The 26527-nt window shown below is 72.9% G+C and carries 28 protein-coding genes; 16 read left to right on the plus strand and 12 right to left on the minus strand.

Translation table 11 applies throughout. The features are described from left to right. Positions 1 to 30 precede the first annotated feature (30 nt). The 4 genes from BJZ21_RS09230 to BJZ21_RS09245 are packed head-to-tail and all read left to right on the plus strand — an operon-like array spanning position 31 to position 3511. A complete protein-coding gene (locus BJZ21_RS09230; protein WP_179663464.1) occupies positions 31 to 243 on the plus strand; it encodes a dodecin in 213 nt (70 codons plus the stop codon). A gap of 51 nt (positions 244 to 294) precedes the next feature. Beyond that, on the plus strand, positions 295 to 1023 hold the full coding sequence (locus BJZ21_RS09235; RefSeq protein WP_179663465.1) for a 3-oxoacyl-ACP reductase FabG: 729 nt from the start codon (positions 295 to 297) through the stop codon (positions 1021 to 1023). A gap of 2 nt (positions 1024 to 1025) precedes the next feature. Beyond that, entirely contained in the window at positions 1026 to 1796 is a 771-nt protein-coding gene (gene fabI, locus BJZ21_RS09240) for an enoyl-ACP reductase FabI (RefSeq protein WP_179663466.1), read from the plus strand. Positions 1797 to 1804: 8 nt separating this feature from the next. Then, positions 1805 to 3511 (plus strand): Mur ligase family protein, encoded by a 1707-nt coding sequence (locus BJZ21_RS09245; RefSeq protein WP_179663467.1) that lies wholly within the window; start codon positions 1805 to 1807, stop codon positions 3509 to 3511. Here BJZ21_RS09245 and cphA read toward each other — a convergent pair. Continuing rightward, the gene (gene cphA, locus BJZ21_RS09250) at positions 3504 to 6281 is read right to left on the minus strand and encodes a cyanophycin synthetase (protein ID WP_179663468.1); all 2778 of its coding nucleotides are present in this window, start codon (positions 6279 to 6281) and stop codon (positions 3504 to 3506) included. The two genes, BJZ21_RS09245 and cphA, sit on opposite strands and share 8 nt — an antisense overlap. Next, a complete protein-coding gene (locus tag BJZ21_RS09255; RefSeq protein ID WP_179663469.1) occupies positions 6281 to 7291 on the minus strand; it encodes a cyanophycinase in 1011 nt (336 codons plus the stop codon). Before BJZ21_RS09255 ends, cphA begins: the two co-directional genes overlap by 1 nt. 40 nt (positions 7292 to 7331) lie before the next feature. On the opposite strand from BJZ21_RS09255, the gene BJZ21_RS09260 reads away from it, so the two are divergent. Next, the gene (locus BJZ21_RS09260) at positions 7332 to 7847 is read left to right on the plus strand and encodes a SixA phosphatase family protein (protein WP_343052064.1); all 516 of its coding nucleotides are present in this window, start codon (positions 7332 to 7334) and stop codon (positions 7845 to 7847) included. A 24-nt stretch (positions 7848 to 7871) separates the two neighbouring features. Here the strand turns inward: BJZ21_RS09260 and BJZ21_RS09265 are convergent, their stop codons facing one another. Continuing rightward, on the minus strand, positions 7872 to 8444 hold the full coding sequence (locus tag BJZ21_RS09265; protein ID WP_179663471.1) for an ArsR/SmtB family transcription factor: 573 nt from the start codon (positions 8442 to 8444) through the stop codon (positions 7872 to 7874). Between the two features lie 49 nt (positions 8445 to 8493). Here BJZ21_RS09265 and BJZ21_RS09270 point away from each other — a divergent pair, with 49 nt between their 5' ends. After that, on the plus strand, positions 8494 to 9099 hold the full coding sequence (locus BJZ21_RS09270; RefSeq protein WP_343052065.1) for a dienelactone hydrolase family protein: 606 nt from the start codon (positions 8494 to 8496) through the stop codon (positions 9097 to 9099). On the opposite strand, the gene serB is transcribed toward BJZ21_RS09270, so the two are convergent. Then, entirely contained in the window at positions 9077 to 10300 is a 1224-nt protein-coding gene (serB, locus tag BJZ21_RS09275) for a phosphoserine phosphatase SerB (RefSeq protein ID WP_179663472.1), read from the minus strand. The two genes, BJZ21_RS09270 and serB, sit on opposite strands and share 23 nt — an antisense overlap. 47 nt (positions 10301 to 10347) lie before the next feature. Further along, complete coding sequence (locus BJZ21_RS09280; RefSeq protein WP_343052066.1) at positions 10348 to 11091, minus strand: hypothetical protein; 744 nt, start codon at positions 11089 to 11091, stop codon at positions 10348 to 10350. 34 nt (positions 11092 to 11125) lie between these two features. Here BJZ21_RS09280 and BJZ21_RS09285 point away from each other — a divergent pair, with 34 nt between their 5' ends. The 4 genes from BJZ21_RS09285 to BJZ21_RS09300 are packed head-to-tail and all read left to right on the plus strand — an operon-like array spanning position 11126 to position 14346. Beyond that, the gene (locus BJZ21_RS09285) at positions 11126 to 11920 is read left to right on the plus strand and encodes an ABC transporter ATP-binding protein (RefSeq protein ID WP_179663474.1); all 795 of its coding nucleotides are present in this window, start codon (positions 11126 to 11128) and stop codon (positions 11918 to 11920) included. A gap of 9 nt (positions 11921 to 11929) precedes the next feature. Beyond that, positions 11930 to 12391 carry an NfeD family protein gene (locus BJZ21_RS09290; protein WP_179663475.1) on the plus strand — a complete coding sequence of 154 codons (462 nt, stop codon included), beginning with the start codon at positions 11930 to 11932 and terminating at the stop codon, positions 12389 to 12391. Between the two features lie 60 nt (positions 12392 to 12451). Further along, on the plus strand, positions 12452 to 13588 hold the full coding sequence (locus BJZ21_RS09295; RefSeq protein ID WP_246298479.1) for an SPFH domain-containing protein: 1137 nt from the start codon (positions 12452 to 12454) through the stop codon (positions 13586 to 13588). Continuing rightward, a complete protein-coding gene (locus tag BJZ21_RS09300) occupies positions 13585 to 14346 on the plus strand; it encodes a TSUP family transporter (protein WP_179663476.1) in 762 nt (253 codons plus the stop codon). The genes BJZ21_RS09295 and BJZ21_RS09300 overlap by 4 nt, the downstream gene beginning before the upstream one ends. Here the strand turns inward: BJZ21_RS09300 and BJZ21_RS09305 are convergent. The 6 genes from BJZ21_RS09305 to BJZ21_RS21715 form a co-directional block, all read right to left on the minus strand. After that, positions 14339 to 15127, minus strand: a complete 789-nt coding sequence (locus BJZ21_RS09305) for a glycerophosphodiester phosphodiesterase (RefSeq protein WP_179665614.1) — start codon at positions 15125 to 15127, stop codon at positions 14339 to 14341. The genes BJZ21_RS09300 and BJZ21_RS09305 overlap by 8 nt on opposite strands. Beyond that, positions 15124 to 16638, minus strand: coding sequence for a catalase (locus BJZ21_RS09310; protein WP_246299123.1), 1515 nt, complete (start codon positions 16636 to 16638; stop codon positions 15124 to 15126). The genes BJZ21_RS09305 and BJZ21_RS09310 overlap by 4 nt, the downstream gene beginning before the upstream one ends. 157 nt (positions 16639 to 16795) lie before the next feature. After that, positions 16796 to 17743, minus strand: coding sequence for an ABC transporter ATP-binding protein (locus BJZ21_RS09315; RefSeq protein WP_179663478.1), 948 nt, complete (start codon positions 17741 to 17743; stop codon positions 16796 to 16798). A gap of 1 nt (position 17744) precedes the next feature. Beyond that, complete coding sequence (locus tag BJZ21_RS09320) at positions 17745 to 18563, minus strand: ABC transporter permease (RefSeq protein ID WP_343052067.1); 819 nt, start codon at positions 18561 to 18563, stop codon at positions 17745 to 17747. Continuing rightward, the gene (locus BJZ21_RS09325; RefSeq protein ID WP_343052068.1) at positions 18556 to 19371 is read right to left on the minus strand and encodes an ABC transporter permease; all 816 of its coding nucleotides are present in this window, start codon (positions 19369 to 19371) and stop codon (positions 18556 to 18558) included. The genes BJZ21_RS09320 and BJZ21_RS09325 overlap by 8 nt, the downstream gene beginning before the upstream one ends. Beyond that, the gene (locus BJZ21_RS21715) at positions 19368 to 19958 is read right to left on the minus strand and encodes a CAP domain-containing protein (RefSeq protein ID WP_179663479.1); all 591 of its coding nucleotides are present in this window, start codon (positions 19956 to 19958) and stop codon (positions 19368 to 19370) included. The genes BJZ21_RS09325 and BJZ21_RS21715 overlap by 4 nt, the downstream gene beginning before the upstream one ends. 216 nt (positions 19959 to 20174) lie before the next feature. Here BJZ21_RS21715 and BJZ21_RS09335 point away from each other — a divergent pair, with 216 nt between their 5' ends. The 4 genes from BJZ21_RS09335 (at position 20175) to BJZ21_RS09350 (ending at position 23796) form a co-directional block, all read left to right on the plus strand. After that, positions 20175 to 21368 carry a hypothetical protein gene (locus BJZ21_RS09335; RefSeq protein WP_179663480.1) on the plus strand — a complete coding sequence of 398 codons (1194 nt, stop codon included), beginning with the start codon at positions 20175 to 20177 and terminating at the stop codon, positions 21366 to 21368. A 1-nt stretch (position 21369) separates the two neighbouring features. Next, positions 21370 to 22014, plus strand: a complete 645-nt coding sequence (locus tag BJZ21_RS09340) for a class F sortase (protein ID WP_343052069.1) — start codon at positions 21370 to 21372, stop codon at positions 22012 to 22014. Between the two features lie 79 nt (positions 22015 to 22093). After that, on the plus strand, positions 22094 to 23185 hold the full coding sequence (locus BJZ21_RS09345) for an LLM class flavin-dependent oxidoreductase (RefSeq protein WP_179663481.1): 1092 nt from the start codon (positions 22094 to 22096) through the stop codon (positions 23183 to 23185). After that, positions 23182 to 23796 (plus strand): FMN reductase, encoded by a 615-nt coding sequence (locus BJZ21_RS09350; RefSeq protein ID WP_179663482.1) that lies wholly within the window; start codon positions 23182 to 23184, stop codon positions 23794 to 23796. The genes BJZ21_RS09345 and BJZ21_RS09350 overlap by 4 nt, the downstream gene beginning before the upstream one ends. Before the next feature lie 18 nt (positions 23797 to 23814). On the opposite strand, the gene BJZ21_RS09355 is transcribed toward BJZ21_RS09350, so the two are convergent. Then, positions 23815 to 24342 carry a YbhB/YbcL family Raf kinase inhibitor-like protein gene (locus tag BJZ21_RS09355; protein WP_179663483.1) on the minus strand — a complete coding sequence of 176 codons (528 nt, stop codon included), beginning with the start codon at positions 24340 to 24342 and terminating at the stop codon, positions 23815 to 23817. Between the two features lie 152 nt (positions 24343 to 24494). Between BJZ21_RS09355 and cobA the strand changes: the two genes are divergently transcribed. Together cobA and BJZ21_RS09365 are read left to right on the plus strand one after the other, a co-directional pair. Next, the gene (cobA, locus tag BJZ21_RS09360) at positions 24495 to 25718 is read left to right on the plus strand and encodes a uroporphyrinogen-III C-methyltransferase (RefSeq protein ID WP_179663484.1); all 1224 of its coding nucleotides are present in this window, start codon (positions 24495 to 24497) and stop codon (positions 25716 to 25718) included. Beyond that, positions 25718 to 26521, plus strand: coding sequence for a TrmH family RNA methyltransferase (locus tag BJZ21_RS09365; protein ID WP_179663485.1), 804 nt, complete (start codon positions 25718 to 25720; stop codon positions 26519 to 26521). Before cobA ends, BJZ21_RS09365 begins: the two co-directional genes overlap by 1 nt. Positions 26522 to 26527: the final 6 nt, after the last annotated feature.

The raw sequence follows: 26527 nt of genomic DNA on the forward strand, positions 1-26527 counted from the left end.
TGACCAACCCACGACCGCTCTGGAGGCACCATGACCAACCGCACCTACCGCGTCAGCGAGATCGTCGGCACCTCGCCCGACGGGATCGACCAGGCCATCCGCAACGCCGTCGAGCGCGCCAGCAGGACGCTGCGCCACCTCGACTGGTTCGAGGTCACCCAGGTCCGGGGCCAGGTCAAGGACGGGACCGTCGAGCACTTCCAGGTCGGCCTGAAGGTCGGTTTCCGGCTCGAGGACGAGTGAGCCGCCGGGCCTGTTTAGTCCTACGCCTCGGTAATCGCTAGCGTCGTCGCCGTGAGCGAAGTCAATCCCGAACCGGCCGGCCGCTCGGTCCTGGTCACCGGCGGCAACCGCGGCATCGGCCGCGCCATCGCCGAGGCGTTCGTCGCCCAGGGCGACCGCGTCGCGGTCACCACCCGCAGCGGCGGCGCCCCCGAGGGCACCCTCGACGTCCGGTGCGACATCACCGACCCCGCGGCCGTTGACGCCGCCTTCGCCGAGATCGAGGCCGCGCACGGCCCGGTCGAGGTGCTGGTGGCCAACGCCGGGATCACCGCGGACACGCTGCTGCTGCGGATGTCGGAGGACGACTGGGCCTCGGTGATCGACACCAACCTGACCGGCTCCTTCCGGCTGGCCAAGCGGGCGGCCAAGGGGATGCTGCGGCTGCGCCGGGGCCGGATCGTCTTCATCTCCTCGGTGGTGGGGCTGCTCGGCTCGGCCGGGCAGGTCAACTACGCCGCCTCGAAGGCCGGGCTGGTCGGCATGGCCCGGTCCCTGGCCCGGGAGCTCGGCTCCCGCTCGATCACCACCAACGTGGTCGCTCCCGGCTTCGTGGAGACCGACATGACCGCGGTGCTCACCGAGGAGCAGAAGGCAACGATCAAGGCCCAGGTGCCGCTGGGGAGGTACGCCTCGCCCGACGAGGTCGCCTCGGCCGTCACCTGGCTCGCCGGCGACGGCGCGGCTTACGTAACCGGGGCCGTCATCCCGGTCGACGGTGGACTGGGAATGGGGCACTGAACATGGGCATTCTGGACGGCAAGCGGATCCTGGTCGCGGGCGTCACGATGGACTCCTCCATCGGCTTCGCGACCGCGAAGGTGGCGCAGGAGCAGGGCGCGACCGTGCTCATCTCCAACTTCGGGCGGGCGCTGGGAATCACCCGGCGGATCGCCAAGCGGCTGCCGGTCGAGCCTCCCGTGCTCGAGCTGGACGTCACCGACCCCGAGCACCTCGAGCGGCTGCCCGGCCTGGTCGGCGAGCACGTCGACGGCCTCGACGGCGTGGTCCACTCCATCGCCTACGGCAACCCCGAGACGCTGCTCGGCGGCAAGTTCCTCCAGGGTCCCTGGGAGGACGTCGCCCAGGCGGTCCGGGTCTCGGCGTACTCGCTGATGTCGCTGACGCAGGCCTGCCGTCCGCTGATGGGTGAGGGGGGCTCGGTCGTCGGGCTCACCTTCGACGCCACGGTGGCCTGGCCGGCCTACGACTGGATGGGCGTGGCCAAGGCCGGCCTGGAGTCCTGCTCGCGCTACCTCGCCCGCGACCTTGGCCCCGACGGCATCCGGGTCAACCTGGTCTCCGCGGGGCCGCTGAAGACGCTCGCGGCCAAGGCGATCCCCGGCTTCGAGGAGCTGGAGTCGATGTGGAGCACCCGCGCGCCGCTCGGCTGGGACGAGAGGGACCAGACGCCGACCGCGAAGGCGGTCTGCGCGCTGCTCTCGGACTTCTTCCCGGCGACCACCGGTGAGATCGTCCACGTCGACGGCGGCTTCCACGCGATGGGTGCCTGAGGCCGCGGGTGACGCAGCACTCTCCGGGCGCGCTGGTCGAGGTCCGGGTCCTGGAGGGCCCCAACCTGTACTTCCCACGCGCGGCGGTCAAGCTGACGCTGGACATCACCGGGCTGGCCGCCGCGGAGACCGAGGGCGTGGCCCGGCTGGCCCGCCGGATCGGGCTGGCCTCGGCCCGGCCGGGTGACCCGGAGACCGGCTTCCGGCAACGGTTCGCGGCCCGGGCGGTGGCTCGCCTGGTCCGGGCCGTTGCGGCGGAGTCCGGCACCACCCGGCTCGCCGTACGTGTCCGGCCGACCGTGGACCCGCACCGCCTGGTGGTCGCCTACCCGTGGCGGCACCGGACCCGGGCGGAGGTGCTGGCCCGGTCCGTGGCGGAGGTGCTCGACGCGCTCCCGGCGTCCGACGTCGAGGCGGCGGTCGGGCGGGCCGCCGCGGCGGTCGCCGCCGCCGAGGCGGGGCCCGCGCCGCAGACGCTGACGCCCCGGGTCCCGGTGGTGGCCGTCACCGGCACCAACGGCAAGACCACCACCTCGCGGATGATCGCCCACATCGGGCGCACCCACGGCCTGGGCGTGGGCTGGTCGAGCACCGACGGGATCTACGTCAACGGTGAGCTGGTCGAGGCCGGCGACTACTCCGGGCCCAGCGGTGCGGGGCGCGTGCTGGCCCACGAGGCGGTCGAGCTGGCCGTGACCGAGACCGCCCGGGGCGGCATCCTGCTCAAGGGCATCGGCCTGACCCGCAACGACGTCTCGGTGGTCACCAACGTCTCCGCGGACCACCTCGGCCTGCACGGCATCGACACCGTGGACCAGCTCGCCGAGGTCAAGTCCGTGGTCGCGCAGATCACCCGCAAGGACGGCTGGTCGGTGCTCAACGCCGACGACCCGCGAGTGCTCGCGATGCGCCACGTGGTCAAGGCGCGGCCGTGGGTGTTCTCCCGCGACCCCGACAGCCCGGCCATCCGCGAGACCCTCACCGGGGGCGGCCGGGCCACGAGCGTCATCGACGGCCAGGTGGCCGTGTTCGTGCCCGGGGCCGACCCCGACCCGCTGGTCGCGCTCGTGGACGTGCCGATGACGCTGGCCGGGCTGTCCCGCTTCAACGTCGAGAACACGCTGGCGGCCGCCTCCGCGGCGCTCGCGCTCGGCATCCCGCGCGAGGTCGTGGTCGAGGGGCTGCGCACGTTCCTGCCCGACTCCGAGCACAACCCCGGGCGGATGAACCTGTTCTCCCTCGGCGAGGTCTCCGTCGTCGTGGACCTCGCGCACAACGAGGCCGGGCTCGAGGCGCTGCTGGAGGTCGCGAGCGGCGTACGCCGCCCCGGCGCGCGGCTGCTGCTGGCGCTCGGGGTGGTCGGGGACCGGCAGGACGACCTGATCGAGAAGCTGGCCGAGATCGGCGCGCGCGACAGCGACCTGATGGTGATCGCCCACAAGGCGCACTACCTGCGCGGCCGGTCGGTCGAGGAGCTCGACGAGCTCCTGCGGACCGGTGCCGAGCGGGTCGGGGTCAGCGGCGTGACGTCGTACCCGACCGAGGTGGCGGGCCTCGCGGCGCTGGTGGAGCGGGCGCAGCCCGGCGACGTGGTGGCGCTGATGTGCCACGCCGAGCGGGCCGCGGTCTACGACTGGATCGCCGCGCACGGCGGCACGCCCGACGGCCCGGAGACCCTCCGGGACAAGGTGCGGGCCGCCGCCGGGGTCAGCTGACCACGGGCGTCCGCGCGGCGTAGTCGGGATCCGCCGCGGGCGTCTCCGGGTTCGCCGTCGCCCCCGCCTGCGCCTGGTTGGACCACGTCTCGAGCTCGCCCATGACCGCGGCGTGCTTGTCGACGCACACCACGACCAGGTCGCCGGCGTTGGACCGGGTCAGCCCGTGCCGGACCGCGTCGATCTCGTCGAGGACCTGCTCGACCTGCTTGCACCGGGAGCCGTCGGCCATCGCGGCGCGGACGCCCTCGATGACGAGCCCGGCGGTCTCGCCGCGCTGGCGGCCGCGCAGCGCGACGTCCTCGCGCACGATGACCACGTCGAAGTGCTGGGCCGCCACGTGGCCGAGCTCGCGCATGTCCTCGTCGCGCCGGTCGCCGGCGGTGGCGATGATGCCGATGCGGGAGGGGCGGGCGAGGTCGTGGCTGGACTCCAGCGAGTCACCGACCCGGTCGACGAAGTCGCCCAGCATCTTCATGCCCGGCGCGTTGTGGCAGTAGTCGACGATGACGTTCACGCCGTTGACGTCGACCTCGTTGAGCCGGCCGGGGGAGAGGTAGTAGTTCGTCGAGAAGCTGCGCAGGCCCTGCCGGATGTCGTGCAGCGGTGCCCCGGCCGCGAACGCCGCGGCGGCGGCCGCGAGGGTGTTCTGCACGTTCATCCGGGCGCGCCCGGCGAAGGTCGCCGGCAGCAGGTGGGTCCAGGCCAGCTGCATCTCCCGGCGGCCGTGCCGGACCACGATCATCTCGCCGCGGTCGGAGGGCTCGAGGACCAGCGCCTTGCCGCCGCGCCGGCAGTGCGCGTCGATCATCTCCCGCGCCTCGGAGCCCGGCTCCTCCATCGAGAACCACACGACCTCGCCGGAGCACCGGCGGCGCATCTCGCGCACCAGCGGGTCGTCGGCGTTGAGCACGGCGTGCCCGTCGCGCGGCACCGCCTCGACCAGCACGCCCTTGACGTCGGCGAGCTGCTCGACGGTGTCGATGCCGCGCAGCCCGAGATGGTCGGGCTGCACGTTGAGCACCACGGCCACGTCGTTGCGCTCATAGCCCAGGCCCTCGCGCAGGATGCCGCCGCGCGCGACCTCGAAGACCGCGAAGTCGACCCGCGGGTTCTGCAGCACCATCCGGGCCGAGCGCGGGCCGGACGCGTCGCTACGGATCACCAGGCGCTCGTCGATGACCACACCGTCGGTGGAGGTCATCCCGACCTTGCGGCCCATGCCCTTGAAGATGTGGGAGATCATCCGGGCGGTGGTCGTCTTCCCGTTGGTGCCGGTCACGGCGACGATCGGGATCCGCGAGGCGGTGCCGGGCGGGAAGAGCATGTCGACCACCGGCTTGGCGATGAACTGCGGCTCGCCGATCGTCGGGTGGGTGTGCATCCGGAAGCCGGGTGCGGCGTTGACCTCGCAGATCGCGCCGCCGGTCTCGCGGACCGGCTCGGTGATGTCGGGGCAGATGAAGTCGATGCCGGCGATGTCCAGCCCGATCATCCGGGCCGCCTCCTCGGCGATCTCCACGTTCTCCGGGTGCGCCTCGAAGGTCCGGTCGATCGAGATGCCTCCGGTCGACATGTTGCCGGTCAGCGCGAGCTTGACCATGGTGCCCTCGGCGGGGACGTCGGTCATCTCGAAGCCCTGCTCGCGGACCAGCGCCACCGCTGCGTCGTCGACCCTGATCCGGGTCAGCACCTTCTCGTGCCCGACCCCGCGCCGGGGGTCGGCGTTGGCGGTGTCGACCAGCTGCTCGACCGTGCTGGTGCCGTCGCCGGTGACCGAGGCGGGGACCCGCTCGGCGATCGCGGCGACCCTGCCGTCGATGATCAGGCAGCGGTAGTCCTTGCCGGTCACGAAGGACTCCACCACCACGACGCCACGACGGGACTGGTCGCGGGCGACCGGGAAGGCGGCCCGGACCTCCTCCGCGTCCTGCAGGTCCAGGCACACGCCGCGGCCGTGGTTGCCATCCAGCGGCTTGAGCACCACCGGGTAGCCGATCCGCTCGGCGACCCGCACCGCCTGGTCACCGGTGCGCACCGACTCCTGCTTCGGCACCGGCAGACCGGCGGCGCCGAGCAGCCGGGTCGTCAGGTCCTTGTCGGAGGCGATGTCCACCGCGATCGCGCTCGTGGCCGAGGTCATCGTCGCGCGGATCCGCTTGGCGTGCACGCCCTGGCCGAGCTGGACCAGGGAGTGCTGGTTGAGCCGGATCCAGGGGATGTCGCGGGAGCCGGCCTCATCGAGGATGGCCTGGGTGGAGGGACCGAACGCGGTCCGCTCGGCGCGCAGGATGAACGACTCGAGCTCGTGCTCCCAGTCGAACTCCGGGTCGGCCTCGACCAGGTGGTTGACCAGGCGTACGGCGAGCCGCCCGGCCGCGAGGCCGACCTGCTCGTCGATGAAGGCGTAGACGACGTGGTACTGGCCCGGCTGGCCCTTCACCGAGCGGGTCTTGCCGCGGCGCACGTCGTGGCCGACGACCTGCTGCAACGCCAGCGCGCAGTGCTCGGCGACGTGGCCCAACCAGGTCCCCTCGTTCAACCGCTCGACGAAGCCGCCGCGCCGGCCGCGGGAGCAGGAGTGCTCGCGCAGGCCTGGCAGCAGCTGCAGCAGCGTGTCGGTGAACCCCGGGACGGTGTTGCTGGGGAACTGCTCCAGGGTGCCCAGGTCGACCACGAGGTGGATGGCGCGGTCGTAGGACCAGATGTTCGGACCGCGGTAGACCCGGGTCTCGAGGATCGCGAGGTCGGCGGTGGGGCGCTGGGACATCAGAAGGCTCCATCCTGCTGGGGGTCCTGCCGGGGGTCCTGCTGGGGGGTGGTGTCCGGGCTCGCCCCGGCGGGGGGACGACGACGGGCGAGCCGCCGGCGCAGCGCGGTGGGGGACTTGTCGGCGGCGGCGATGTCGCGGGCGAGGTTGCGCAGGTCCTGTCCCGCCTCGGCCAGGTCGGCGGCCTCGGCGAGGTCGACAAGGCCGGGCTCGGGCAGCAGCGTGCGGGTGGTCAGGTCGAACCGCGACCCGTCGGGGAGCACGTGCAGCACGACGCCGCTGGCGAGCAGGGTGGTCGACCGGCTCGCGTCGTAGGCGTTGGTGACGATCCGTGAGGGGTCCAGCACCGTGACCGCGCCGCGGCCCACGACCTGCATCACGTCGTGGCCGTCGACGTGCTCGACCACGGCGGCGGTGTCCTCGTCGACACCGATACCCAGCAGCTGGGGCGACTGGGCCACGATCATCAGCAGCCGACCGTACCGGTTGCGCTGGTCGAAGTGCTGGTCGATCACCGTGGAGTCCAGCAGGCCCAGCCCGGCCGCCACCTGGGTCATCCGCTGCTTGGGGGTGGCGCCCGGGCCGCCGAAGGCGACCATGTGGGAGGACTGGATGCTGGCGCCGGCGGACGTGCCGGCCACGACCACGCCACGCTGGTGGGCGGCTCGGATCGCGTCGGCCAGCGGGGTGCCGCAGACCAGCGCGGAGAGCTTCAGCTGGTTGCCGCCGGTCATGAAGATCCCGGTCGCGGCCTCGAGCCGGGCCACCAGCGCCGGGTCGTGCGCGTCCTCCCGGCTCTCGGGCCGGACGGCGACGACGTCGGCGGCCCCGAGCTTGCGGAACAGCGCGTCATAGACCTCGACGACCTCCTGCCCGAGGGAGGAGGCGGTGGGGATGACCGCGATACGGGCCTGCTCCCCGCCGCTGGCGGCGACGAAGTCCGTGAGGATCGTCCGCCGCCGGAGCTTGTCCTCGGCACCGCCGATGATCATGAGGGGTCCGCTGGGCATGGAAGGGAGGCTAGGGCATCGACGGTCGTACAGTTCTTCCGTGCAGCCCCTGTCACGACGGATCGTGCTCGTTCGCCACGCCAAGGCCCGCCAGGACGGGCCGACCGACGCCGAGCGAGAGCTCGAGGATCGCGGCCGCGCCGACGCCGCGGCCGCCGGGCGGTGGCTCGCCGGGCAGGGGGTGGGCGCCGACCACGCACTGGTGTCGGCCGCCACCCGGACCCGGCAGACCTGGGAGGCGATGGCCCGCGCCGCGGGGTGGGACGTCGTGCCCGACCTCGACCGCGGGTTCTACGGCGCCGGGCCGGAGACCGCCATGGACCTGATCCGGCTCACCCCGGGGGAGGCGCGCACCCTGGTGGTGATCGGCCACAACCCGACCGTCGCCTACCTCGCGCACCTGCTCGACGACGGCGAGGGCGACGTCGAGGCGGCGACCGCGATGGCCGGCGGCTACCCGACCGGTGCGGTCACGCTCTTCGGCTTCGGCGGGGACTGGGCCGACCTCGCCCCGGCGACCGCGACGGTCCTGGCGTTCCACGTCGCCCGGGGGTGAGCCGGCGCGCGCGACCGGGCCGCCTCACTGGGTCGGCGGGGTCGTCGGCAGGGTCGGGTGGTCGGTCGGGTAGATGCCGATCGCGAACCCGTACACGGTGTCGCCGGACCTCGGCATCCGATCGAACTCCTCGACCAGCTCGGCCAGCCGGCCCCAGAACCGGGAGGCCTGGTCCTCGGAGATGCGCGCATGCCGGATGAATCCCCAGAGCCTCCCCTGCTCGAACGCGGCCGCGGACTCGCGGGCGGCCACCTCGAAGTCGTTGAAGTCGCCGGGCAGCTCGCCGCCCTCGGCTGATGGCTCCGCTGCCACGTGGAACATGCGCGCGGTGCGCCCGTAGTAGCGCTCCTCGACCGCCCGCACCTTCCGGGTGCGCACCACCTGCAGCAGGCCGTTGCGGGTGAGCACGTCCACGTGGTGCGCGACCGTGCTCTTGGGGCGCCCGACCGCAGCCGCGAGCTCGGTGACGGTGGCGGCGCGTTCGTGGAGGAGCTGCAGGATCGTGGTGCGCAGCGGGTGGCCGACCGCCTTCACCTGGGCCGGCATGGTCAGCGCCATCCGATCGGCCAGCTCGTAGTCGGGTGGGTTGTCGGCCATGGCCGAACAGACTAGCATCGCGGAATGTTCCAAAAAAGCCGTTCATTGGGTGAGGGAGATCGCTGACATGGCCGAGGTGCTGCTCTACCACCACATCCAGGGCCTGACCGACGGAGTGCGGGCCTTCGCCGACGACCTGCGGACTGCCGGGCACACCGTGCACACGCCCGACCTGTTCGGCGGCCGCACGTTCGGCAGCATCGAGGAGGGTTTCGGATTCGCACGGGAGACGGGGTTCGACGCGATCCGGGAGCGGGGCGCCGCCGCGGCCGAGGAGCTCGGTGCCGGGCTCGTCTACGCCGGATTCTCCTTCGGCGTGACGATCGCGCAACGGCTCGCCCAGACCCGGCCCGGCGCCCGCGGGGCACTGCTCCTCCACTCCTGCCTCCCGGTCGCGGAGTTCGGGGAGGCGTGGCCGGAGGCGGTGCCGGTGCAGATCCACGGCAAGGAGGGCGACGAGTTCTTCGAGGAGGACCTGCCGGCCGCACGTGAGCTCGCCGGGTCCGCGGCGGCCGCGGAGCTGTTCGTCTACCCCGGCGACCAGCACCTCTTCGCCGACTCCTCGCTCGACGCCTACGACCCGGAGGCGTCGGCGCTGCTGAGGGAACGGGTGCGCGCGTTCCTCGCCTCCGTCACACCGGCGGCGACGGCGTGACGATGCCGGCCTCCGCGTCGGCCTGCTCGATCTCCTCGCGGGAGATCCCCAGCAGGTAGACGATCGCGTCGAGGTAGGGCACGTTGACCGAGGTGTCGGCCGCGTCCTGCACCACCGGCTTGGCGTTGTAGGCGATGCCGAGCCCGGCGGCGGCCAGCATGTCGAGGTCGTTGGCGCCGTCGCCGATCGCGATCACGGCCGCCTCCGGCACCCCGACCTCGGCGGCGAACTGGCGCAGCGCCGCGGCCTTGCCGGCCCGGTCCACCACCTCGCCCACGATCCGGCCGGTGAGCCGCCCGTCGACGATCTCGAGCTCGTTGGCGCGGGAGAAGTGGATGCCGAGGTCGGCGGCCAGGCGGTCGGTGATCTGGCTGAAGCCGCCCGAGACGATCGCGAACCGGTAGCCCAGGCGACGCAGGGTCCGCACCATCGTGCGGGCGCCGGGCGCGAGCTCGATCGCGTCGTAGACCTCGTCGAGCGCGGACGCCGGGACGCCCTCGAGCAGGGCGACCCGGCGCCGCAGCGACTCCTCGAAGTCCACCTCGCCGCGCATCGCCGACTCGGTCACCGCGGCCACCTCGCGTTCGCAGCCGGCGTGCGCGGCCAGCATCTCGATCACCTCGCCCTGCACGAGCGTGGAGTCGACGTCCATCACGATCAGCCGCATGCCGCGGCGCAGCAGGTTGGCGGGCTGCACCGCGATGTCGATGCCCTGCCGGGCCGCCTCGGCCGCGAGCACGCCGCGCAGCGCGTCGGGGTCGGTGCCCGAGACGTGCAGGTCGATCGCGGTGACCGGGTAGCGCGCCATCCGCTCCATCCGGTCGATGTTCGCGCCGCTGTCGGCGATCCGGCCGGCCACCGCGGCCATCGCGGCGGCCCGCAGCGGCATGCCGATGACCGTCACGTGGGCGCGGCCGCCGCCCCGGTTCCTGGTGTCGCCGACACCACGGTCGACGTCCACGGCCATGCCGAGGTCGCGCGCGGTGTCCTCGACCGCGGACTGCAGCCGGCGCCAGTCGCGCGGCGTGGTGACCAGCACCCCGAGGATCAGCCGCCCCCGCAGCACGATCTGCTCGATGTCGATGACGTCGACGCCCACGTGGGCCAGGGTGCCGAGCAGCGTGGACGTCACACCCGGCCGGTCCTTGCCGGTCAGCGTGATGAGCAGGGTCTCGGGGGTGCGGGGCGACGTCTGGGGCATCGCCGCCGAGGCTATCGCCCGCGCGCCCATGGCACCGCCGGACCGTCTCACCCCGGCGGCCACACCTCGGGCGAGCAGGCGGCCACCAGGGCGTGCCGCCCGGCGCGGGCCAGCGGCTGCAGCGTGGCGCGGCGCGCCTCGATGTCGTAGGCCGACACCGCGCCGCCGTCGTCCTCCAGCGCCAGGTCGGCGATCTCCATCGCCTGCACGCCTCGTGCCGCCAGCTCCACGCAGCGGGCCGGCACGCCCGCGGGCGCGTCGACGGCCGCCCGCCGCCGCAGGTTCATCAGCCGGTCGGCGACCTCGGGCCGCCAGCGGGCCACGTCGAGGCGAGCCAGCCCGTCCGCCGCCTCCAGAAGCGTGGCCCGCAGCGTCCGGTCGGCCTCGCCCACGTCGGGCAGCTGGCGGCGCTGGGCGGGCAGCACCACCCAGGCCACCGCGGCACCGACCCGCTGGGGCACCAGGCCCAGGCCGGTGCCCGTCACGACGACCGCCTCGCCGGCCTCCAGCGCGGCGGTGTTGAAGTCGCGGGGGCCGCCGAGGCCCACAGGGTCCCCCTCGGCGGGCAGTGCGGCGCCGAACGCCGTCGCGCCCGCGCTGCGCAGCCGCCCCAGCGCGCCCACCAGCGTCTCGGTGACGTCGCTGCCGGGCAGGCCGGCCACCGCGTGGGTGGCGTCCTCGCCGAGCACGGCGTCGACGAGGAAGTCGGTCACGACGTGCCCGCGCAACCACGCCGTGCCCCACCAGGCGAGGCGGCACGACGCGGGCAGGCTGGCCGAGGGCGCTGTCACGAGGCCCGACGGTACGCCGGATAGGGTGACCGCCATGACCGCCGTCCTGGAGTTCGCAGACGTCACCGTCCGGCGCGGCCAGGCCACGCTGCTCGACGCCGTCTCGTGGACCGTCGAGGAGGACGAGCGCTGGGTGATCCTCGGCCCCAACGGCGCCGGCAAGACCACGCTGCTGCAGGTCGCCTCGGCGCAGCTGCACCCGACCACCGGCGTCGCCGGCATCCTCGAGGAGGTGCTCGGCACGGTCGACGTGTTCGAGCTCCGCCCCCGCATCGGGTTGGCCAGCGCGGCCCTGGCCGAGCGGATCCCGCGCAGCGAGCGGGTGCGCGACGTCGTCGTGTCCGCCTCCTACGCCGTGGTCGGCCGCTGGCGCGAGGAGTACGACGGCCTCGACCACGACCGGGCCCTCGACCTGCTCACCGAGGTCGGGGCCGCCCACCTGGCCGACCGCACCTTCGGCACCCTCAGCGAGGGGGAGCGCAAGCGCGTCCAGATCGCCCGGGCGCTGATGGCCGACCCCGAGCTGCTGCTGCTGGACGAGCCCGCCGCCGGCCTGGACCTCGGTGGCCGCGAGGACCTGGTCTCCACCCTGTCGGTGCTGGCCATGGATCCGGACTCGCCGGCGACCGTGTTGGTCTCCCACCACGTGGAGGAGATCCCGCCGGGCTTCACCCACGCGCTGCTGCTGCGCCAGGGCGGGGTCGTGGCCGCCGGTCTGCTCGACCACGTCATCACCGAGGAGAACCTCTCGGCGACATTCGGCATGCCGCTGGTGTTGAGTCGTGAGGACGGCCGTTTCGCGGCCCGTCGACGCGTGCGGCACCGGTAGGGTCATGGCATGGACTGGCTCGGGGACAACCAGTGGGCGGGCTGGCTGACGCTGGCCATCGCGCTGGGTGTGGCCGAGATGTTCAGCCTGGACCTGGTCCTGATCATGCTTGCGGTCGGCTCGACGGCCGGTCTGGTCGCCGCGCTGCTCGGCGCGCCGCTCATCGCCCAGGCGCTGGTCGCGGCGGCCGCCTCGGTGGCGATGCTGGCGCTGGTGCGGCCCAGCGTCGTGCGTCGGCTGCACGCCGGTCCCGAGCTGGTGCTGGGGCAGCGCAAGCTGCTCGGCCAGCGCGCGCTGGTGACCGAGCGGATCACCGCGATCGAGCCGGGCCGGGTCCGGCTGGCCGGGGAGATCTGGTCCGCGGCGCCCTACGACGAGCACCTCACCATCGAACCGGGGGAGACGGTCGAGGTCTTCGAGATCCGTGGCGCCACGGCGTACGTCCACCCGGTTCCGACCCTGGAGCCCTGACACCGGCGCCGACGGCGCCCCACCCCGGACCTGTATCCATCCCAATGAGAGGAGGACGGCATGACGGCCCTGCTGATCATCGTGGCGCTGCTGCTGCTGTTCGTCATCGTGCTGCTCGCCAAGACCGTGCGGATCGTGCCGCAGGCCCGGGCCGGCATCGTCGAGAGGTTCGGCAAGTACAAGCAGACCCTGCCCGCCGGACTCAACGTCGTGGTGCCGTTCGTGGACAAGGTGCACTACCTGATCGACCTGCGCGAGCAGGTGGTCAGCTTCCCGCCGCAGCCGGTGATCACCGAGGACAACCTGGTGGTCTCGATCGACACCGTCATCTACTTCCAGGTGACCGACCCGATCGCCGCGACCTACGAGATCGCCAACTACATCCAGGCCATCGAGCAGCTGACGATGACCACGCTGCGCAACATCGTCGGCGGCATGGACCTCGAGGAGACGCTGACCAGCCGCGACCAGATCAACTCCGGCCTGCGCGGCGTCCTGGACGAGGCGACCGGCAAGTGGGGCATCCGGGTCAACCGGGTGGAGCTCAAGGGCATCGACCCGCCGCCGTCGATCAAGGACTCGATGGAGAAGCAGATGCGCGCGGACCGCGAGAAGCGCGCGGTCATCCTCACCGCCGAGGGACAGCGGCAGGCCGCGATCCTGACCGCCGAGGGTGCCAAGCAGTCCTCGATCCTCACCGCCGAGGGTGCCCGCGAGTCGCAGATCCTGCGTGCGCAGGCCGACCGGGAGTCCTCGATCCTACGGGCCCAGGGTGAGGGCCAGGCGATCCAGACGGTGTTCCAGGCGATCCACGACGGGCGCCCGGACCAGTCGCTGCTGGCCTACCAGTACCTGCAGATGATGCCGAAGATCGCCGAGGGCGACGCCAACAAGGTCTGGATCGTCCCCTCCGAGATCGGCAAGGCGCTGGAGGGGCTTGGCTCGACCATGAACAGCCTGCAGGGCATCCCGCAGGAGACCTCGGGGCCCGCCAAGCGGGTGGACATGGGGCCGACCGAGCCTCAGCTGCCGGGGCGCGACAGCGAGATGAGCGCCACCGACGAGGCGGTCCGGGCGGCGATCGCGGAGGCCGAGAGCGCCGCGGAGGGACGCAGCCGGCGGCCCGCCGTCGAGGACCCGGGCCTCCCGACGCCCGGGGACACGACGGATGACGGGGAGGCACCGGCCGCACCGTGACGCCGTACCAGGACGCGGCCGTCCTGCTCGCAGGCCTGGCCGCCGGCGCCATCAACACGCTGGTGGGGTCGGGGACGCTGATCACGTTCCCGACCCTGCTGGCGTTCGGCATCCCGCCCGTGACCGCGAACGTCTCCAACACCGTGGGGCTGGTGCCCGGCTCGGTGTCCGGCGCGATCGGCTACCGCCGCGAGCTGGACGGTCAGCGGGGCCGGGTGCTCCGCCTCGTCGTCGCCTCGCTGCTGGGCGGCCTGGCGGGTGGCCTGCTGCTGCTGGGATTCCCCGGCGCGTTCGGTGCGATCGTGCCGGCCCTGATCCTGCTCGGGCTGGTGCTGGTGGTCTTCCAGCCGCGGATCTCCGCGTGGGTGGCCCGACGCCACGAGGCACACGGCGGCCTCCCGCACCACGGCGCGTGGTGGGTGTGGCCGGCGGTGGCGCTGACCGGCGTGTACGGCGGCTACTTCGGCGCCGCCCAGGGCGTGCTGCTGATGGCGGTGCTCGGCATCGGCGTCGAGGAGTCGATGCAGCGGCTGAACGCGGTGAAGAACGTGCTGGCCGCGATCGTCAACGGCGTCGCGGGGCTGTTGTTCGTCCTGGTCGCCCACGTGGACTGGCAGGTCGTCGTGCTGATCGGGGTCGGCTCGGTCATCGGCGGCCAGATCGGCGCCACCGTCGGGCGCCGGCTGCCCGCCTCGGTGCTGCGCGGCTTCATCGTGGTGGTGGGCGTGGTGGCGCTCGGCGCCTTCATCCTCACCTAGCACCGCCGGGGGCACCGTCGGGGGCACCGGCACCGGCACCGCCGCGGAGCTCCAGCGCCCGCGCCGGCCGGTTGGTCACCACCAGCCAGGCGCGCCCCGGGCGCAGCCAGTGGCGGAGCCACCGGTCGTGGTCGACGGTCCACACCGCGAGGGGCAGTCGTCTCCGGCGCGCCAGCCGCGCCACCGTCAGCAGGGCCAGCCAGTGGTTGGCCGCCACGGCGTCGGCCCCGGACTCGGCCAGGAGGTGGCCCGGGAGGAGCTGGTCGCGGACGGCGCGCAGCTGGACCGCCGGCGGCCGCCCGGCCACCGAGCCGCCGACGCTCAGCGCCGCCAGCAGGCCCGGATGCCGCCCGCGCGCCCAGGCGCGGACGGCCTGGACCGTGTGCACGTTGCCGGTGGTGACCAGGACGCGATCGGCACCGAGCGCCTCGACCGCCCGCTCGACCGCCGCCAGCTCGTGCACCGAGTCCTGGGAGCGGAGCTTCAGGTCCAGGTGGGCCCGGGCCCGACCGCGAAGCACGTCGAGCGCGGTCTCGTAGCGCAGCAGGCCGGGCGCGGCGGCCAGGGCCTCCGCGCCGGTCAGCCCCGCCAGCCGCCGGGTGCCGCCGTCGACGAGCAGCTCACGGTCGTGCGCGACCACGAGCGCGCCGTCCCGGCAGCGGCGTACGTCCAGCTCGACGAAGTCCGCGCCCAGCCCGGCGACCCGCTCGAGCGCGGTGAGCGGGTCGCCGTCGGGGTCCTGGCCGAGACCGGCCCCATGGGCGCTGACGAGGGGCGTCAGCTGCGGGCCTGGGTGTGCGACTCGACCACCGGCTCGGCCGCGTCGGCCTTCGCCCGGTCGGGCTGGCCCCCGGGCATGTCTCCCTCGGACTTCGACCGCACGAGCTGCTCGATCCGCTTGCCGGTCTCGGCGTCGACGTTCCTCCAGTAGGCGAACGCTCGCTCGAGCACGTCGCCCTCCACCCCGGCCAGCAGGTGGCCGGCGGCGGTCTGCACGAACTGCTCGCGCTGGTCGTCGTTCCAGACCTCGCGCACCAGCCTGCCGGCCTGTGACCAGTCGTCGTCGTCGGGGCGCAGCGTGTAGGCCTGGCGGACCATGGCGCCGTCGGCCTCCCAGCCGTCGGTCGCGACGCCCACCTCGTCGGCGTACCCGCGGCCGAAGGAGTTGGGGGCGTAGACCGGGTCGTCGGCCCGGTGCTCGAAGGCCATCGGCCCGTCCTGGGTGTAGGTGTTCACCGGCACCCGAGGCCGGTTCACCGGGAGCTGGTGGTAGTTCGGGCCGATCCGGTAGCGGTGGGTGTCGGCGTAGGCGAACGCGCGACCGAGCAGCATCTTGTCGGGGCTGAAGCCGATGCCCGGCACGATCGCGCTCGGCTCGAAGGCGGCCTGCTCGATCTCGGCGAAGAAGTTCTCCGGGTTGCGGTTCAGCGTCATCGTGCCGACCTTGACCAGCGGGTAGTCGCTGTGCGGCCACACCTTGGTCAGGTCGAACGGGTTGATCCGGTAGGTCTTCGCGTCGTCGTACGGCATCAGCTGCACCGAGAGGGTCCAGCTCGGGAACTCCTGACGGGCGATGGCGGTGTAGAGGTCGCGCCGGTGGAAGTCGGCGTCCTCGCCGGCGATCCGGGTCGCGTCGGCGTCGGCGAGTCCCTCGACGCCCTGGTCGCTGTGGAAGTGGTACTTCACCCAGTGCTTCTCCCCGGCAGCGTTCATCCACAGGTAGGTGTGAGAGCCGTAGCCGTTCATGTGCCGGAGCGTCCTGGGGATGCCGCGGTCGCCCATCAGGTAGGTCACCTGGTGGGCCGACTCCGGGTTCAGCGTCCAGAAGTCCCACTGCATGTTGTTGTCGCGCAGCCCGGAGCCGCCGCGGCGCTTCTGGCTGCGGATGAAGTGCGGGAACTTCATCGTGTCGCGGACGAAGAAGATCGGGGTGTTGTTGCCGACCAGGTCGTAGTTGCCCTCGGAGGTGTAGAACTTCAGCGCGAAGCCGCGCGGGTCGCGCCAGGTGTCGGGGGCACCCTGCTCGCCGGCCACGGTCGAGAAGCGGGCGAGCATCTCGGTCGTGACGCCCGGCTGGAAGAGCGCGGCCTTGGTGTAGGCGGACACGTCCTCGGTGGTCTCGAAGACGCCGAAGGCGCCGGAGCCCTTGGCGTGCACGTTGCGCTCCGGGATCCGCTCCCGGTTGAAGTGCGCCATCTGGTTCAAGAAGTGCACGTCGTGCAGCAGGATCGGCCCGTCCGGCCCGAGGGTCAGCGAGTTGCGGTCGCTGGGCGCGGGGGCGCCGTTCTCCATCGTGGACCCGAGGCGCGCCTCCTCTGACGGGGCGGCGGCGGCTGCGGTGCCGTCGGTCGGCTGGGGCAGGTCTGGCATGTCTCTCCTCCGGATAGACGTCCTTCGAGACTGTCTCGTACCCGGGTGCCGATCAAGGAACCCCCCAGGAGGGGATCGACTAGCGCGAGTAGAGGTCGCGGATCACGTCCTCGATGTCGGGCTCCTGGATCGAGAGGTCGGCGACGTCGTACGACGCCGCGACGGCCGCCACGATCGGCGCCGCGCTGGCGTCGGTGGCGAACGACAGCCACTGCCGCGGGCCCTCGATCCGGCGCACCTGCGCCCCCGGCACCGAGATCGGGGGAGCCTCGTCGACCAGGTCGACCACGAGGGTGCGGGTGGAGCCACCCTCGCGGTGCAGCCCGGCCAGGTCCCCGTCGAAGACCGCGGTGCCGTGGTCGATCACGATCACCCGCCGGCACAGCGCCTCTATGTCCTGCAGGTCGTGGGTGGTCAGCAGCAGGGTGGTGCCGCGCTCGACGTTGAGCGTGCGCAGGAACTCCCGCAGCCGGCCCTTGCTGACGACGTCCAGCCCGATGGTGGGCTCGTCGAGGTAGAGGATCTCGGGGTCGTGCAGCAGCGCCGCCACGATGTCTCCGCGCATCCGCTGGCCGAGGCTGAGCTGGCGGACCGGGGTGTCGAGCAGGTCGCCGAGGTCCAGCAGCTCGAGGTACTCGCCGAGGTTGCGCCGGTGGCGGTCCTCGGGGACCCGGTAGATCTTGCGCAGCAGCTCGAAGGAGTCGCGCAGCGGCAGGTCCCACCACAAGGTGGTGCGCTGCCCGAAGACCACCCCGATGCGCCGGGCGAGCTCGGTCCGGTGCCGGCTCGGCTCGAGCCCGGAGACGCGCAGGTGGCCGGAGGTGGGCACCAGGATCCCGGTGAGCATCTTGATCGTCGTGGACTTGCCGGCGCCGTTCGGGCCGATGTAGCCCACCATCTCGCCCGCCTCCACCGCGAACGACAGGTCGTGCACGGCCCGCACCTCGCGAGTCGTGCGACGCCGGCCGGGGCCCTTGGCGCGCACGGTGAAGGTGCGCTCCAGGTCCTTGACCTCGATGAGCGACATGTCAGCTCCCGGTGGAGGTGTAGTGGCGGACCCCGGTGCGCCACACCAGGGCGGTGACCGCGACCAGGACGAGCGCGGGCACGGGGGCGGCGAGCTGCAGCCAGTCGGGCAGCCCGAACGGGTCCGGCCGCCCGAGCAGGTAGAGACAGGGGTACCAGTTGACGAACGCCAGCGGCAGCACGAACGTCAGCGACTTCACCAGCTCGCGCGGGAAGACGGTGAGCGGGTACTGCGTGATCGTGTTGCCCCCGTAGGTGAACGCGTTGGCGAACTCGCTGGCATCACTGGTCCAGAACTGCACGCACGAGAAGACCACGAACAGGCAGAAGAAGATCGTCGAGGAGCACACGACCATCATCAGCGCCACCAGCACGCGCGACGGCGTCCAGTCGACGGACCATGCGGCCCACCCGAACACCACCAGTGCCTGGACGATCCGGGAGAGCCGGCGCAGCTGGAACCGGTCGGCGCAGACCTGCACCAGCAGCGGCACGGGTCGCACCATCATCGTGTCCAGGGTGCCCATCCGCACGTGCACGCCGATCCGCTCGACGCTTCCGATGAGCAGGTCGGCGACCCCGATGCCGAGTCCGGTGGCGCCGTACAACAGGCCGATCTCGGGGAGGGTGAAGCCGCCGAGGGTGTCGATGGTGTGGAACATCAGCCACAGCCCGACGAAGTCGAGGCCGGTGACCAGGGCGCCACCGACCGTCATCACCCAGAACGAGGCGCGGTAGGCGAGCGAGGCTCGGACCCACATCCCGGCGATCGCGCGGTAGTCCGCCAGCGGCCCACCCGGCCACGGGGCACGCTCAGCCACCCTGGACCACCACCTTGCGGGTCGCGGCGGCGAGGACCAGCTGACAGCAGCCCAGCAGCACCAGCGCCCAGAGCAGCTGGAGCCCCAGCCCGGTGACCAGCCCCCAGCCGGCGCGCTGTCCGAGCCAGATGTCCGCCGGCGTCTGGAGGTAGGAGGCCCAGGGCAGCGCGAGGGCGACCGTCCGGAGCGCGCCCGGGAAGATCACCAGCGGCAGCATCATGCCGCTGAAGAACAGCGCGAGCACGCCGCCGAGCAGCCGCGCGCCCTGCGCGTCGAGCAGCCAGAACGACGTGCTGGCGAAGAGGAACCGCATCGCGAAGCTGACCACCACCGCGAGCGCGATGCTGGCCATCGCCCCGGCTGCCGCGACGGGGGAGCCGGGCCAGCGGAAGAGGTCGTGGAACACCAGCCAGCCGATCACCGTGGGCGCCAGGCCGCGGGTCAGCAGGTGGTAGGCGGCCCGCCCGAGGTCCCCGGCGAGATACCACCCCAACAGCCCGACCGGCCGGTAGAGGTCCACGGCGACGTCGCCGTTGCGGATCCGCTCGGCGAGGTCGTCGGTGGTGCCGCCGCCCCACACCGCCACGGTCATGAGCAGTGCCTGACCGATCCACACGTAGGTGACCGCGTCGCCGGCGTCGTAGCCGCCGGCGTGCGGCCGCTGGTCCCACAACGCCAGGTAGGCGTAGGAGTAGATCACCCCGAAGACGGAGTTGGTGAAGATCCCGGCGAGCGTGGCGGCCCGGTACGTCGAGTAGCGGCGGAACGCCCGGGTCGCGATCGCGACGTGCAGCCCCGGGCCGGTCACGCCCGGGGGTCGGCGAAGTTCAGGACCAGGACCACCCGGCCCTGGGAGTCCAGCCGGACGCCGAGGCCGGCGCGTCTCGCCCGCCGCTTGAGGATGACCGCGCGGTGCTCCGGCGAGGCCATCCACGCGCGGACCGCCTGCCCGGCCCGCATGGCGGTGCCGCGGGCCAGCGCCTCGCCGGCCCAGTGCATGTGGCAGCGGCGCAGCACGACGTGCTGGTCGCGGTGGTAGAAGCCGCCGGTCTCCGCGAGGTGGGCCGCCCACCGCTCGGAGAGGCGGTCCACGCACGGGCTGATCCGGTGCACGGGGCGACGGCCGTGCCCGGTGCGGCGGCGGTTGACCAGGGCGAGCACCCGGGACTCGTACAGATGGAGGTCGATCGTCGCCTGCCGCTGCCCGGTCGCGGCGGGGCGGGACACCGAGGACGCGGCGCCGGCCGGCGCGACGGCGGCGGAGGTGGCGGCCGCCGGGATGACCAGGGTCGTGACCAGGGTCGTGACCAGGGTCGTGACAAGAAGGGTGACCGGGCCGGCGAACCAGCGCACGGGGAGGGGGCGTCGGCGGGCGCAGCCCAGTCGTCGACTCACGAGTACTGCCTTCCGAGAGAATTTGCGGTCTAGACCATAGGGAACGGACGGTGTCCTGCCTCACGCGCCACGCGGGCGCCTAGACATTTTGTCGGAGAACGTGTTTCAACACGAACTCTTCCGGACACGTCTCCCGCAGCACGGGGGATCTCGGGCCGTGCAGCTAGACGACTGGAACGCCGGGCACGCCCGGCCCGACATCTGGAGCTGCAGACGATGACTGGAACACCGAACCTCCGACGGACGACCGCGCTGGCCGCCGCCTCCGTGCTGACGCTGTGGGGCGCAGGCGCCGCCCCGGCGCTGGCCGACCCGGGCAACGGGCACGGTGGCGACCACGGCAGCGCGGGTCACCACAGTCACCCGGGCTCGGGCTCGAACAACGACCAGGGCAAGCACCAGGGCAAGCACAAGGGCCAGCACAAGGGCCAGGGCGGCGCCACGCATGCCAACAACCACGGCAACAGCGGTGGCACGCACGGCCAGAGCGGCAGCACGCACGGCAACAGCGGTGGCACGCACGGCCAGGGCGGCAGCCACGGCAACAGCGGTGGCACGCACGGCCACAGCGGCAGCCACGGCAACGGCGTGACGCCCGGCAACAACGGCACCGTCAAGATCGCGCCGCTCGGCGAGATGGACTCGATCCCGAACAACTCCCCCCACCCGGGCTGCTCGTTCGAGGTGGAGTGGTACGGCTTCGACCAGGGCAAGGACATCGTCTCGACGGTCACCTTCGCCGCCATGGCCCCGACCCGGGACGCCGGCATCACCGTCGACGGCCCGAGCCACGTCTTCGTGGGCGGCGACCCGGCCACCGGCGCCGGGACCGCCACCGGCCTCGACGGTCGCGAGACCTACACGCTCTCTTTCACCGGCACCCCGCAGGCCAAGCAGGGGTACCACGTGCGGCTGACCGTGGCCACCCCGCACTCGCTCGGCAACGACACCAAGACCAAGGTCTTCTGGGTCGCCCCCTGTGACTCCGCCGGCGGCGACACCGGCGGGGACAACGGCGGGGACAACGGCGGGGACAACGGCGGGGACAACGGCGGCGACAACGGCGGGTCGACTGGCGGGGACACGAGCAGCCACTCGGGCGGCCACTCCGGCGGCACCCACACCGGCTCCGGGAGCACGAGCGACAACGACACCGAGGTGCTCGGGGAGCAGTCCGGTGGGCAGGGCGACGTGCAGGTGCTCGGCGAGCAGGCGAGCGCCCCGGCCCAGGCCAACGGGTCCGACCAGGTGCCGACCGCGGTCGACGCCGGTGAGCACGGCCACTCCGCGATCGGCCAGTTCGTGCGCTCGCCCTGGCCGTTGGCGATCGTGGCGGTCGGTGCCCTGCTGACGCTGGGTGCCGCCCTGACCCGGCGCCGCTCCGGCGCTCGCGCCGACATCGAGGAGTGAGGTGACCGGCCGCGGCCGCCGTACCGCTGCGTTGGCCGCGGCCGGCTCCGTCCTCATGATCTGCGGACTGGTCGCCTGGTTCCTCCAGGCGCCCGGGTCCGGGACGACCGCCCAGCGACCGGGTTCGGCGGAGTCGAGCGCGTCGACCGGGGCGACCGGGGCGGCGACCTCCGGCGCCGCCCCCGAGGCGGCGCCGGCGGCGTGGGTGCCCGGGGCGCCGCGACGCGTGGTGATCCCGGCGCTGCACGTGGACGCACCGGTGCTCCCGATCAAGGCGCCCGGCGGCATCCTGGTGCCGCCCAGCGACCCGCAGGAGCTCGGCTGGTGGGCCGGGGGAGCGCGGCCCGGGGCGGCTCGGGGCACTGCCCTCGTCACCGGGCACACGGTGCACACCGGTGGCGGCGCTCTCGACGACCTGGAGACGCTGCGCCGCGGCGACCGGGTGCTGGTGCGCACCGATCGTGGCCGCATCCACTACGTCGTCAAGCGCGTCGCGGTCTACAGCAAGGGCGCGGTGGCGAAGCACGCCCGACGGCTGTTCAGCCAGCGGGTCCGGGGCCGGCTGGTGCTGGTCACCTGCGAGGACTGGAACGGTGAGCGCTACCTGAGCAACGTGGTGGTGGTGGCCACGCCGGTGGCGGAATAGGAGACGACGCTCCGGACGTTGCGCAGGCAGTTGCGGATTCAACCAGTTTCCGCGGAGCAGCCGGAAGAAGTGAGTGGTCATGCAGATCGGCGTCTTCACGGTCGGGGACGTCACCACCGACCCCACGACGGGCCGGACGCCGACCGAGCACGAGCGGATCAAGGCGACCGTCGCGATCGCCAGGAAGGCCGAGGAGATCGGCCTCGACGTCTTCGCCACCGGTGAGCACCACAACCCGCCGTTCATCGCCTCGGCGCCGACCACCACGCTTGCCTACGTCGGTGCGCAGACCGAGCGGATCATCCTGTCCACCGCCACCACGCTGATCACCACGACCGACCCGGTGCTGATCGCCGAGGACTACGCGAAGCTCCAGCACCTGACCGACGGCCGGGTCGACCTGATGATGGGGCGCGGCAACACCGGCCCCGTCTACCCGTGGTTCGGCAAGGACATCCGCCACGGGCTCGACCTCGCGGTCGAGAACTACGCGCTGCTGCACCGGCTGTGGCGCGAGGACGTCGTGAACTGGGAGGGTCGCTTCCGCACCCCGCTGCAGGGCTTCACCTCCACCCCGCGGCCGCTGGACGGCGTCCCCCCGTTCGTGTGGCACGGCTCGATCCGCAGCCCCGAGATCGCCGAGCAGGCCGCCTACTACGGCGACGGGTTCTTCCACAACCACATCTTCTGGCCGGCGTCGCACACGAGGGCGATGGTCGACCTCTACCGGCGCCGCTTCGAGCACTACGGCCACGGGCCCGCCGACACCGCGATCGTCGGCCTGGGCGGTCAGTTCTTCATGCGCCGCAACAGCCAGGAGGCCCGGGAGGAGTTCCGCCCGTACTTCGACAACGCGCCGGTCTACGGCCACGGGCCGTCCCTGGAGGACTTCACCGAGCAGACCCCGCTGACCGTCGGATCCCCGCAGCAGGTGCTCGAGCGCACGCTCTCGTTCCGCGACTACGCCGGCGACTACCAGCGCCAGCTCTTCCTGGTCGACCACGCGGGCCTGCCGCTGAAGACCGTGCTGGAGCAGCTCGACCTGCTCGGCGAGATCCTGCCGGAGCTGCGTGCCGGGTTCGCCGAGGGCCGACCGGCGCACGTCCCGGACGCCCCCACGCACGCCTCGCTCGTGGCCGCCGCGCGCGAGCAGGAAGCGGTGACCGCATGACGTCGCTCGTCGTGGTCTCCGCCGGCCTCTCGACCCCGTCCTCCACCCGTCTGCTCGCCGGGCGGCTGACCGCCGCGACCGTCGAGGCGCTGGAGGAGGCCGAGGTGACCCACGTCGAGCTGCGCGACCTCGCCCACGAGCTGACCGACCGGCTGCTCACCGGCTTCCCGGGGCCGGCACTGTCCGGGGCCGTCGAGGCGGTACGCCGGGCCGACGGTCTGATCGCGGTCACGCCTGTCTTCGCCGCGTCGTACTCCGGGCTGTTCAAGATGTTCTTCGACGTGCTGGACCCCGGGCTGCTCGACGGCAAGCCGGTGCTGGTCGCCGCGACCGCCGGCACCCCGCGGCACTCGCTGGTGCTCGAGCACGCCCTGCGACCGCTGTTCGCCTACCTGCGCGCGGTCGTGGTGCCGACCGGGGTGTTCGCCGCGACCGACGACTTCGCGGGCACCGACCTGGACACAAGGGTCAGCCGGGCCGCCGGCGAGCTCGCGGCCCTGGTCGGCAAGGTCCGCAGCCAGGACGGCGGGCAACGGCGCCGGACCGTCGAGGACGAGCTCGATGATCCGACGCCGTTCGAGGAGCTGCTGCGCAGGGCCTCCCAGGGCTGAGCCGGCCCCGCTTCCGGGTCAGTGCTGGTAGGTGCCCTGGAGGATCGCCCGGCCCGCGGTCTTGAACGCGAGGTTGAACGAGACCACGGCCGGGGACGCGTCGGAGTCGACACCGAGGCTGTCCTCGGTGACCGCGTGCACCACGAAGAAGTAGCGGTGCACCTGGTCCCCCTCCGGGGGCGCGGCGCCCGTGAACGCCTTGGTCCCGACGTCGTTGCGGCACATGAACGCGTTGCCGGGCAGGTCGGCCGCCTCCGAGCCGATGCCCGCCGGCAGCGAGGTGCACTCGGCCGGAAGGTCGACCAGCACCCAGTGCCAGAAGCCGCTGGGGGTCGGGGCGTCGGGGTCGAAGCAGGTCACCGTGTAGCTCTTGGTGCCCTGGGGCGCCCCGGACCAGGAGAGCTGGGGGGAGGTGTCGCCCTTGGCGGCGACCTGGTCGTCCTTGAGCGGCCGACCGTCGGTGACGTCGTCGCTGGTGACGGTGAACGAGGGCACCTGGGGAAGCAGGTCGTAGGGGTTGGGGGAGACCGGGCGGTCGAGACTCATGTCGCTCCTTGAACTGATCTGGCAATGGTCGGGCAATGGTCGTGTCCACGTCGGCACTCGCGTCGTGTAGCCGACGGGTCGGTCCGCAGCCAACCTAGTCCGGTGGGTGAACCCGGACCGGGCCGTCGGCCTCCCGTGGCGATCATGGCGGGATGGACGACTTCCCGCCGTACCCCGCCGGACTCCGCCTCGCCGGCCGCGAGGTCGTCGTGGTCGGCGGCGGCCACGTGGCCCAGCGGCGGGTGCCCGCGCTGCTGGCGGTGGGGGCGCTGGTCACGGTCGTCTCGCCGGTGGTGACCCCGGCGCTGGAGGGCCTGGTCGGCGGCGGCGAGGTGCGGTGGGTGCGTCGGCGCTTCGAGAGCGGCGACCTCGACGGCGCGTGGTACGTGATCGCGGCCACCGACGACCACGCCGCCAACGAGCTGGTCGGCGCCGCGGCCGAGGAGCGGCGCATCTTCTGCGTGCGCTCCGACGACGCCACGCAGGCGTCGGCCTGGACCCCGGCGGTGGGCCGGCACGCCGGGGTGACCGTGGCGGTGCTGGCCAACCGCGAGCCGCGCCGGTCCGCCGCGGTGCGCGACGAGATCCTCGAGGGGCTGCGCGAGGGCACCATCGTGGCGCGCCACCAGCGCGACCGCCCCTCGGGCGTGGTGCTGGTCGGCGGCGGCCCCGGCGACCCCGACCTGATGTCGGTGGCCGGGCGCAAGGCACTGATGGAGGCCGACGTCGTCGTCGCCGACCGGCTGGCACCCCGCGAGCTGCTCAGCGAGCTGCCGAGCGACGTGGAGCTCGTCGACGTGGCCAAGCTGCCGCGAGGCCGCTCGGCCCAGCAGGAGGAGATCAACCGGATCATCGTGGCGCGCGCCCTGGAGGGCAAGTGCGTGGTGCGCTTCAAGGGCGGCGACAACTTCGTCTTCGGCCGCGGCTACGAGGAGGTGCTCGCCTGCCGCGAGGCGGGGGTGCCGGTCACGGTGATCCCCGGGCTCACGAGTCCGGTGGCGGTCCCCGCGGTCGCGGGGATCCCGATCACGCACCGCGGCGTCGCGCACGAGTTCACGGTGGTCTCCGGGCACCTCCCCCCGGGGCATCCCGAGTCCCTGGTCAACTGGTCGGCGGTCGCCGGCATGAGCGGGACCGTCGTGCTGATGATGGCGGTGCACAACGCCCCGGCGATCGCCGCCGCGCTGATCGACGGCGGGCGGCCGGACTCCACGCCGGTGGCGATCGTCTGTGACGGCACCATGCCGACCGAGCGCACCGTCGTCTCGTCGCTGGGGTCGCTGAAGGAGGACATGGTCGCCCAGGAGGTGCGCGCCCCGGCGATCATCGTGGTCGGCGAGGTGGTGCGGGTGGCCCATCCGCGACACTTCTCCTGATGAGCCAGCTGATCGAGATCTCCGACCCCGCCGACCCCCGTCTCGCCGACTACCGCGACCTTCGCGACGTCGAGCTGCGCAAGCACCTCGAGGCCGAGCACGGGCTCTTCCTCGCCGAGGGGGAGAAGGTCGTGCGCCGGGCGGTCGAGGGCGGCCACGCCGCGCGGTCGTTCCTGATGGCGCCGCGCTGGCTCGAGGGCCTCGGCGACGTGCTCGACCGCAGCGACGCGCCCTGCTACGTGGTGTCCGAGGCGCTGGCCGAGCAGGTGACCGGCTTCCACGTCCACCGCGGCGCGCTGGCCTCCCTCGAGCGGCGTCCGCTGCCCTCGGTGGACTCGGTGCTCACCGGGGCGCGGTCGGTGCTGGTGCTGGAGGACATCGTCGACCACACGAACGTGGGGGCGATCTTCCGCTCCGGCGCCGCGCTCGGCTTCGACGCGGTGCTGCTGGCGCCACGGTGCGCCGACCCGCTCTACCGCCGCGCGATCAAGGTCGCGATGGGCGCGGTGTTCTCGCTGCCCTACGCGCGCCTCGAGGACTGGTACGACGCGCTGCCGCAGCTCTCGGCCGCGGGCTTCACGACGGTGGCGCTGACCCTGGCCGACGACGCGCGCCCGATCGACGAGGCGGTCGCGGGACTGGACCGGGTCGCGCTGGTGCTCGGCTCGGAGGGACACGGCCTCTCGGCGCGCTGGCAGCAGGCGGCCGACCGTCGCGCGATCATCCCGATGCAGGCCGGGATCGACTCGCTGAACGTGGCCGCGGCCACGGCCGTCGCGTGTTACGTCACCGCGCGACGGTGACGGCGC

This window comes from Nocardioides panaciterrulae (assembly GCF_013409645.1).
Taxonomy (GTDB): domain Bacteria; phylum Actinomycetota; class Actinomycetes; order Propionibacteriales; family Nocardioidaceae; genus Nocardioides; species Nocardioides panaciterrulae.

What these genes read in the sequence shown, in the direction of transcription:
- BJZ21_RS09350 (WP_179663482.1), top strand. Translation starts at nt 23,182, where the DNA reads ATGACGTCGCTCGTCGTGGTCTCCGCCGGCCTCTCGACCCCGTCCTCC.
- BJZ21_RS09345 (WP_179663481.1), top strand. Translation starts at nt 22,094, where the DNA reads ATGCAGATCGGCGTCTTCACGGTCGGGGACGTCACCACCGACCCCACG.
- BJZ21_RS09365 (WP_179663485.1), top strand. Translation starts at nt 25,718, where the DNA reads ATGAGCCAGCTGATCGAGATCTCCGACCCCGCCGACCCCCGTCTCGCC.
- BJZ21_RS09315 (WP_179663478.1), bottom strand. Translation starts at nt 17,743, where the DNA reads ATGTCGCTCATCGAGGTCAAGGACCTGGAGCGCACCTTCACCGTGCGC.
- BJZ21_RS09295 (WP_246298479.1), top strand. Translation starts at nt 12,452, where the DNA reads ATGACGGCCCTGCTGATCATCGTGGCGCTGCTGCTGCTGTTCGTCATC.
- BJZ21_RS09285 (WP_179663474.1), top strand. Translation starts at nt 11,126, where the DNA reads ATGACCGCCGTCCTGGAGTTCGCAGACGTCACCGTCCGGCGCGGCCAG.
- BJZ21_RS09230 (WP_179663464.1), top strand. Translation starts at nt 31, where the DNA reads ATGACCAACCGCACCTACCGCGTCAGCGAGATCGTCGGCACCTCGCCC.
- serB (WP_179663472.1), bottom strand. Translation starts at nt 10,300, where the DNA reads ATGCCCCAGACGTCGCCCCGCACCCCCGAGACCCTGCTCATCACGCTG.
- BJZ21_RS09310 (WP_246299123.1), bottom strand. Translation starts at nt 16,638, where the DNA reads ATGGAGAACGGCGCCCCCGCGCCCAGCGACCGCAACTCGCTGACCCTC.
- BJZ21_RS09255 (WP_179663469.1), bottom strand. Translation starts at nt 7,291, where the DNA reads ATGCCCAGCGGACCCCTCATGATCATCGGCGGTGCCGAGGACAAGCTC.
- fabI (WP_179663466.1), top strand. Translation starts at nt 1,026, where the DNA reads ATGGGCATTCTGGACGGCAAGCGGATCCTGGTCGCGGGCGTCACGATG.
- BJZ21_RS09335 (WP_179663480.1), top strand. Translation starts at nt 20,175, where the DNA reads ATGACTGGAACACCGAACCTCCGACGGACGACCGCGCTGGCCGCCGCC.
- cphA (WP_179663468.1), bottom strand. Translation starts at nt 6,281, where the DNA reads ATGTCCCAGCGCCCCACCGCCGACCTCGCGATCCTCGAGACCCGGGTC.
- BJZ21_RS09265 (WP_179663471.1), bottom strand. Translation starts at nt 8,444, where the DNA reads ATGGCCGACAACCCACCCGACTACGAGCTGGCCGATCGGATGGCGCTG.
- cobA (WP_179663484.1), top strand. Translation starts at nt 24,495, where the DNA reads ATGGACGACTTCCCGCCGTACCCCGCCGGACTCCGCCTCGCCGGCCGC.
- BJZ21_RS09355 (WP_179663483.1), bottom strand. Translation starts at nt 24,342, where the DNA reads ATGAGTCTCGACCGCCCGGTCTCCCCCAACCCCTACGACCTGCTTCCC.
- BJZ21_RS09290 (WP_179663475.1), top strand. Translation starts at nt 11,930, where the DNA reads ATGGACTGGCTCGGGGACAACCAGTGGGCGGGCTGGCTGACGCTGGCC.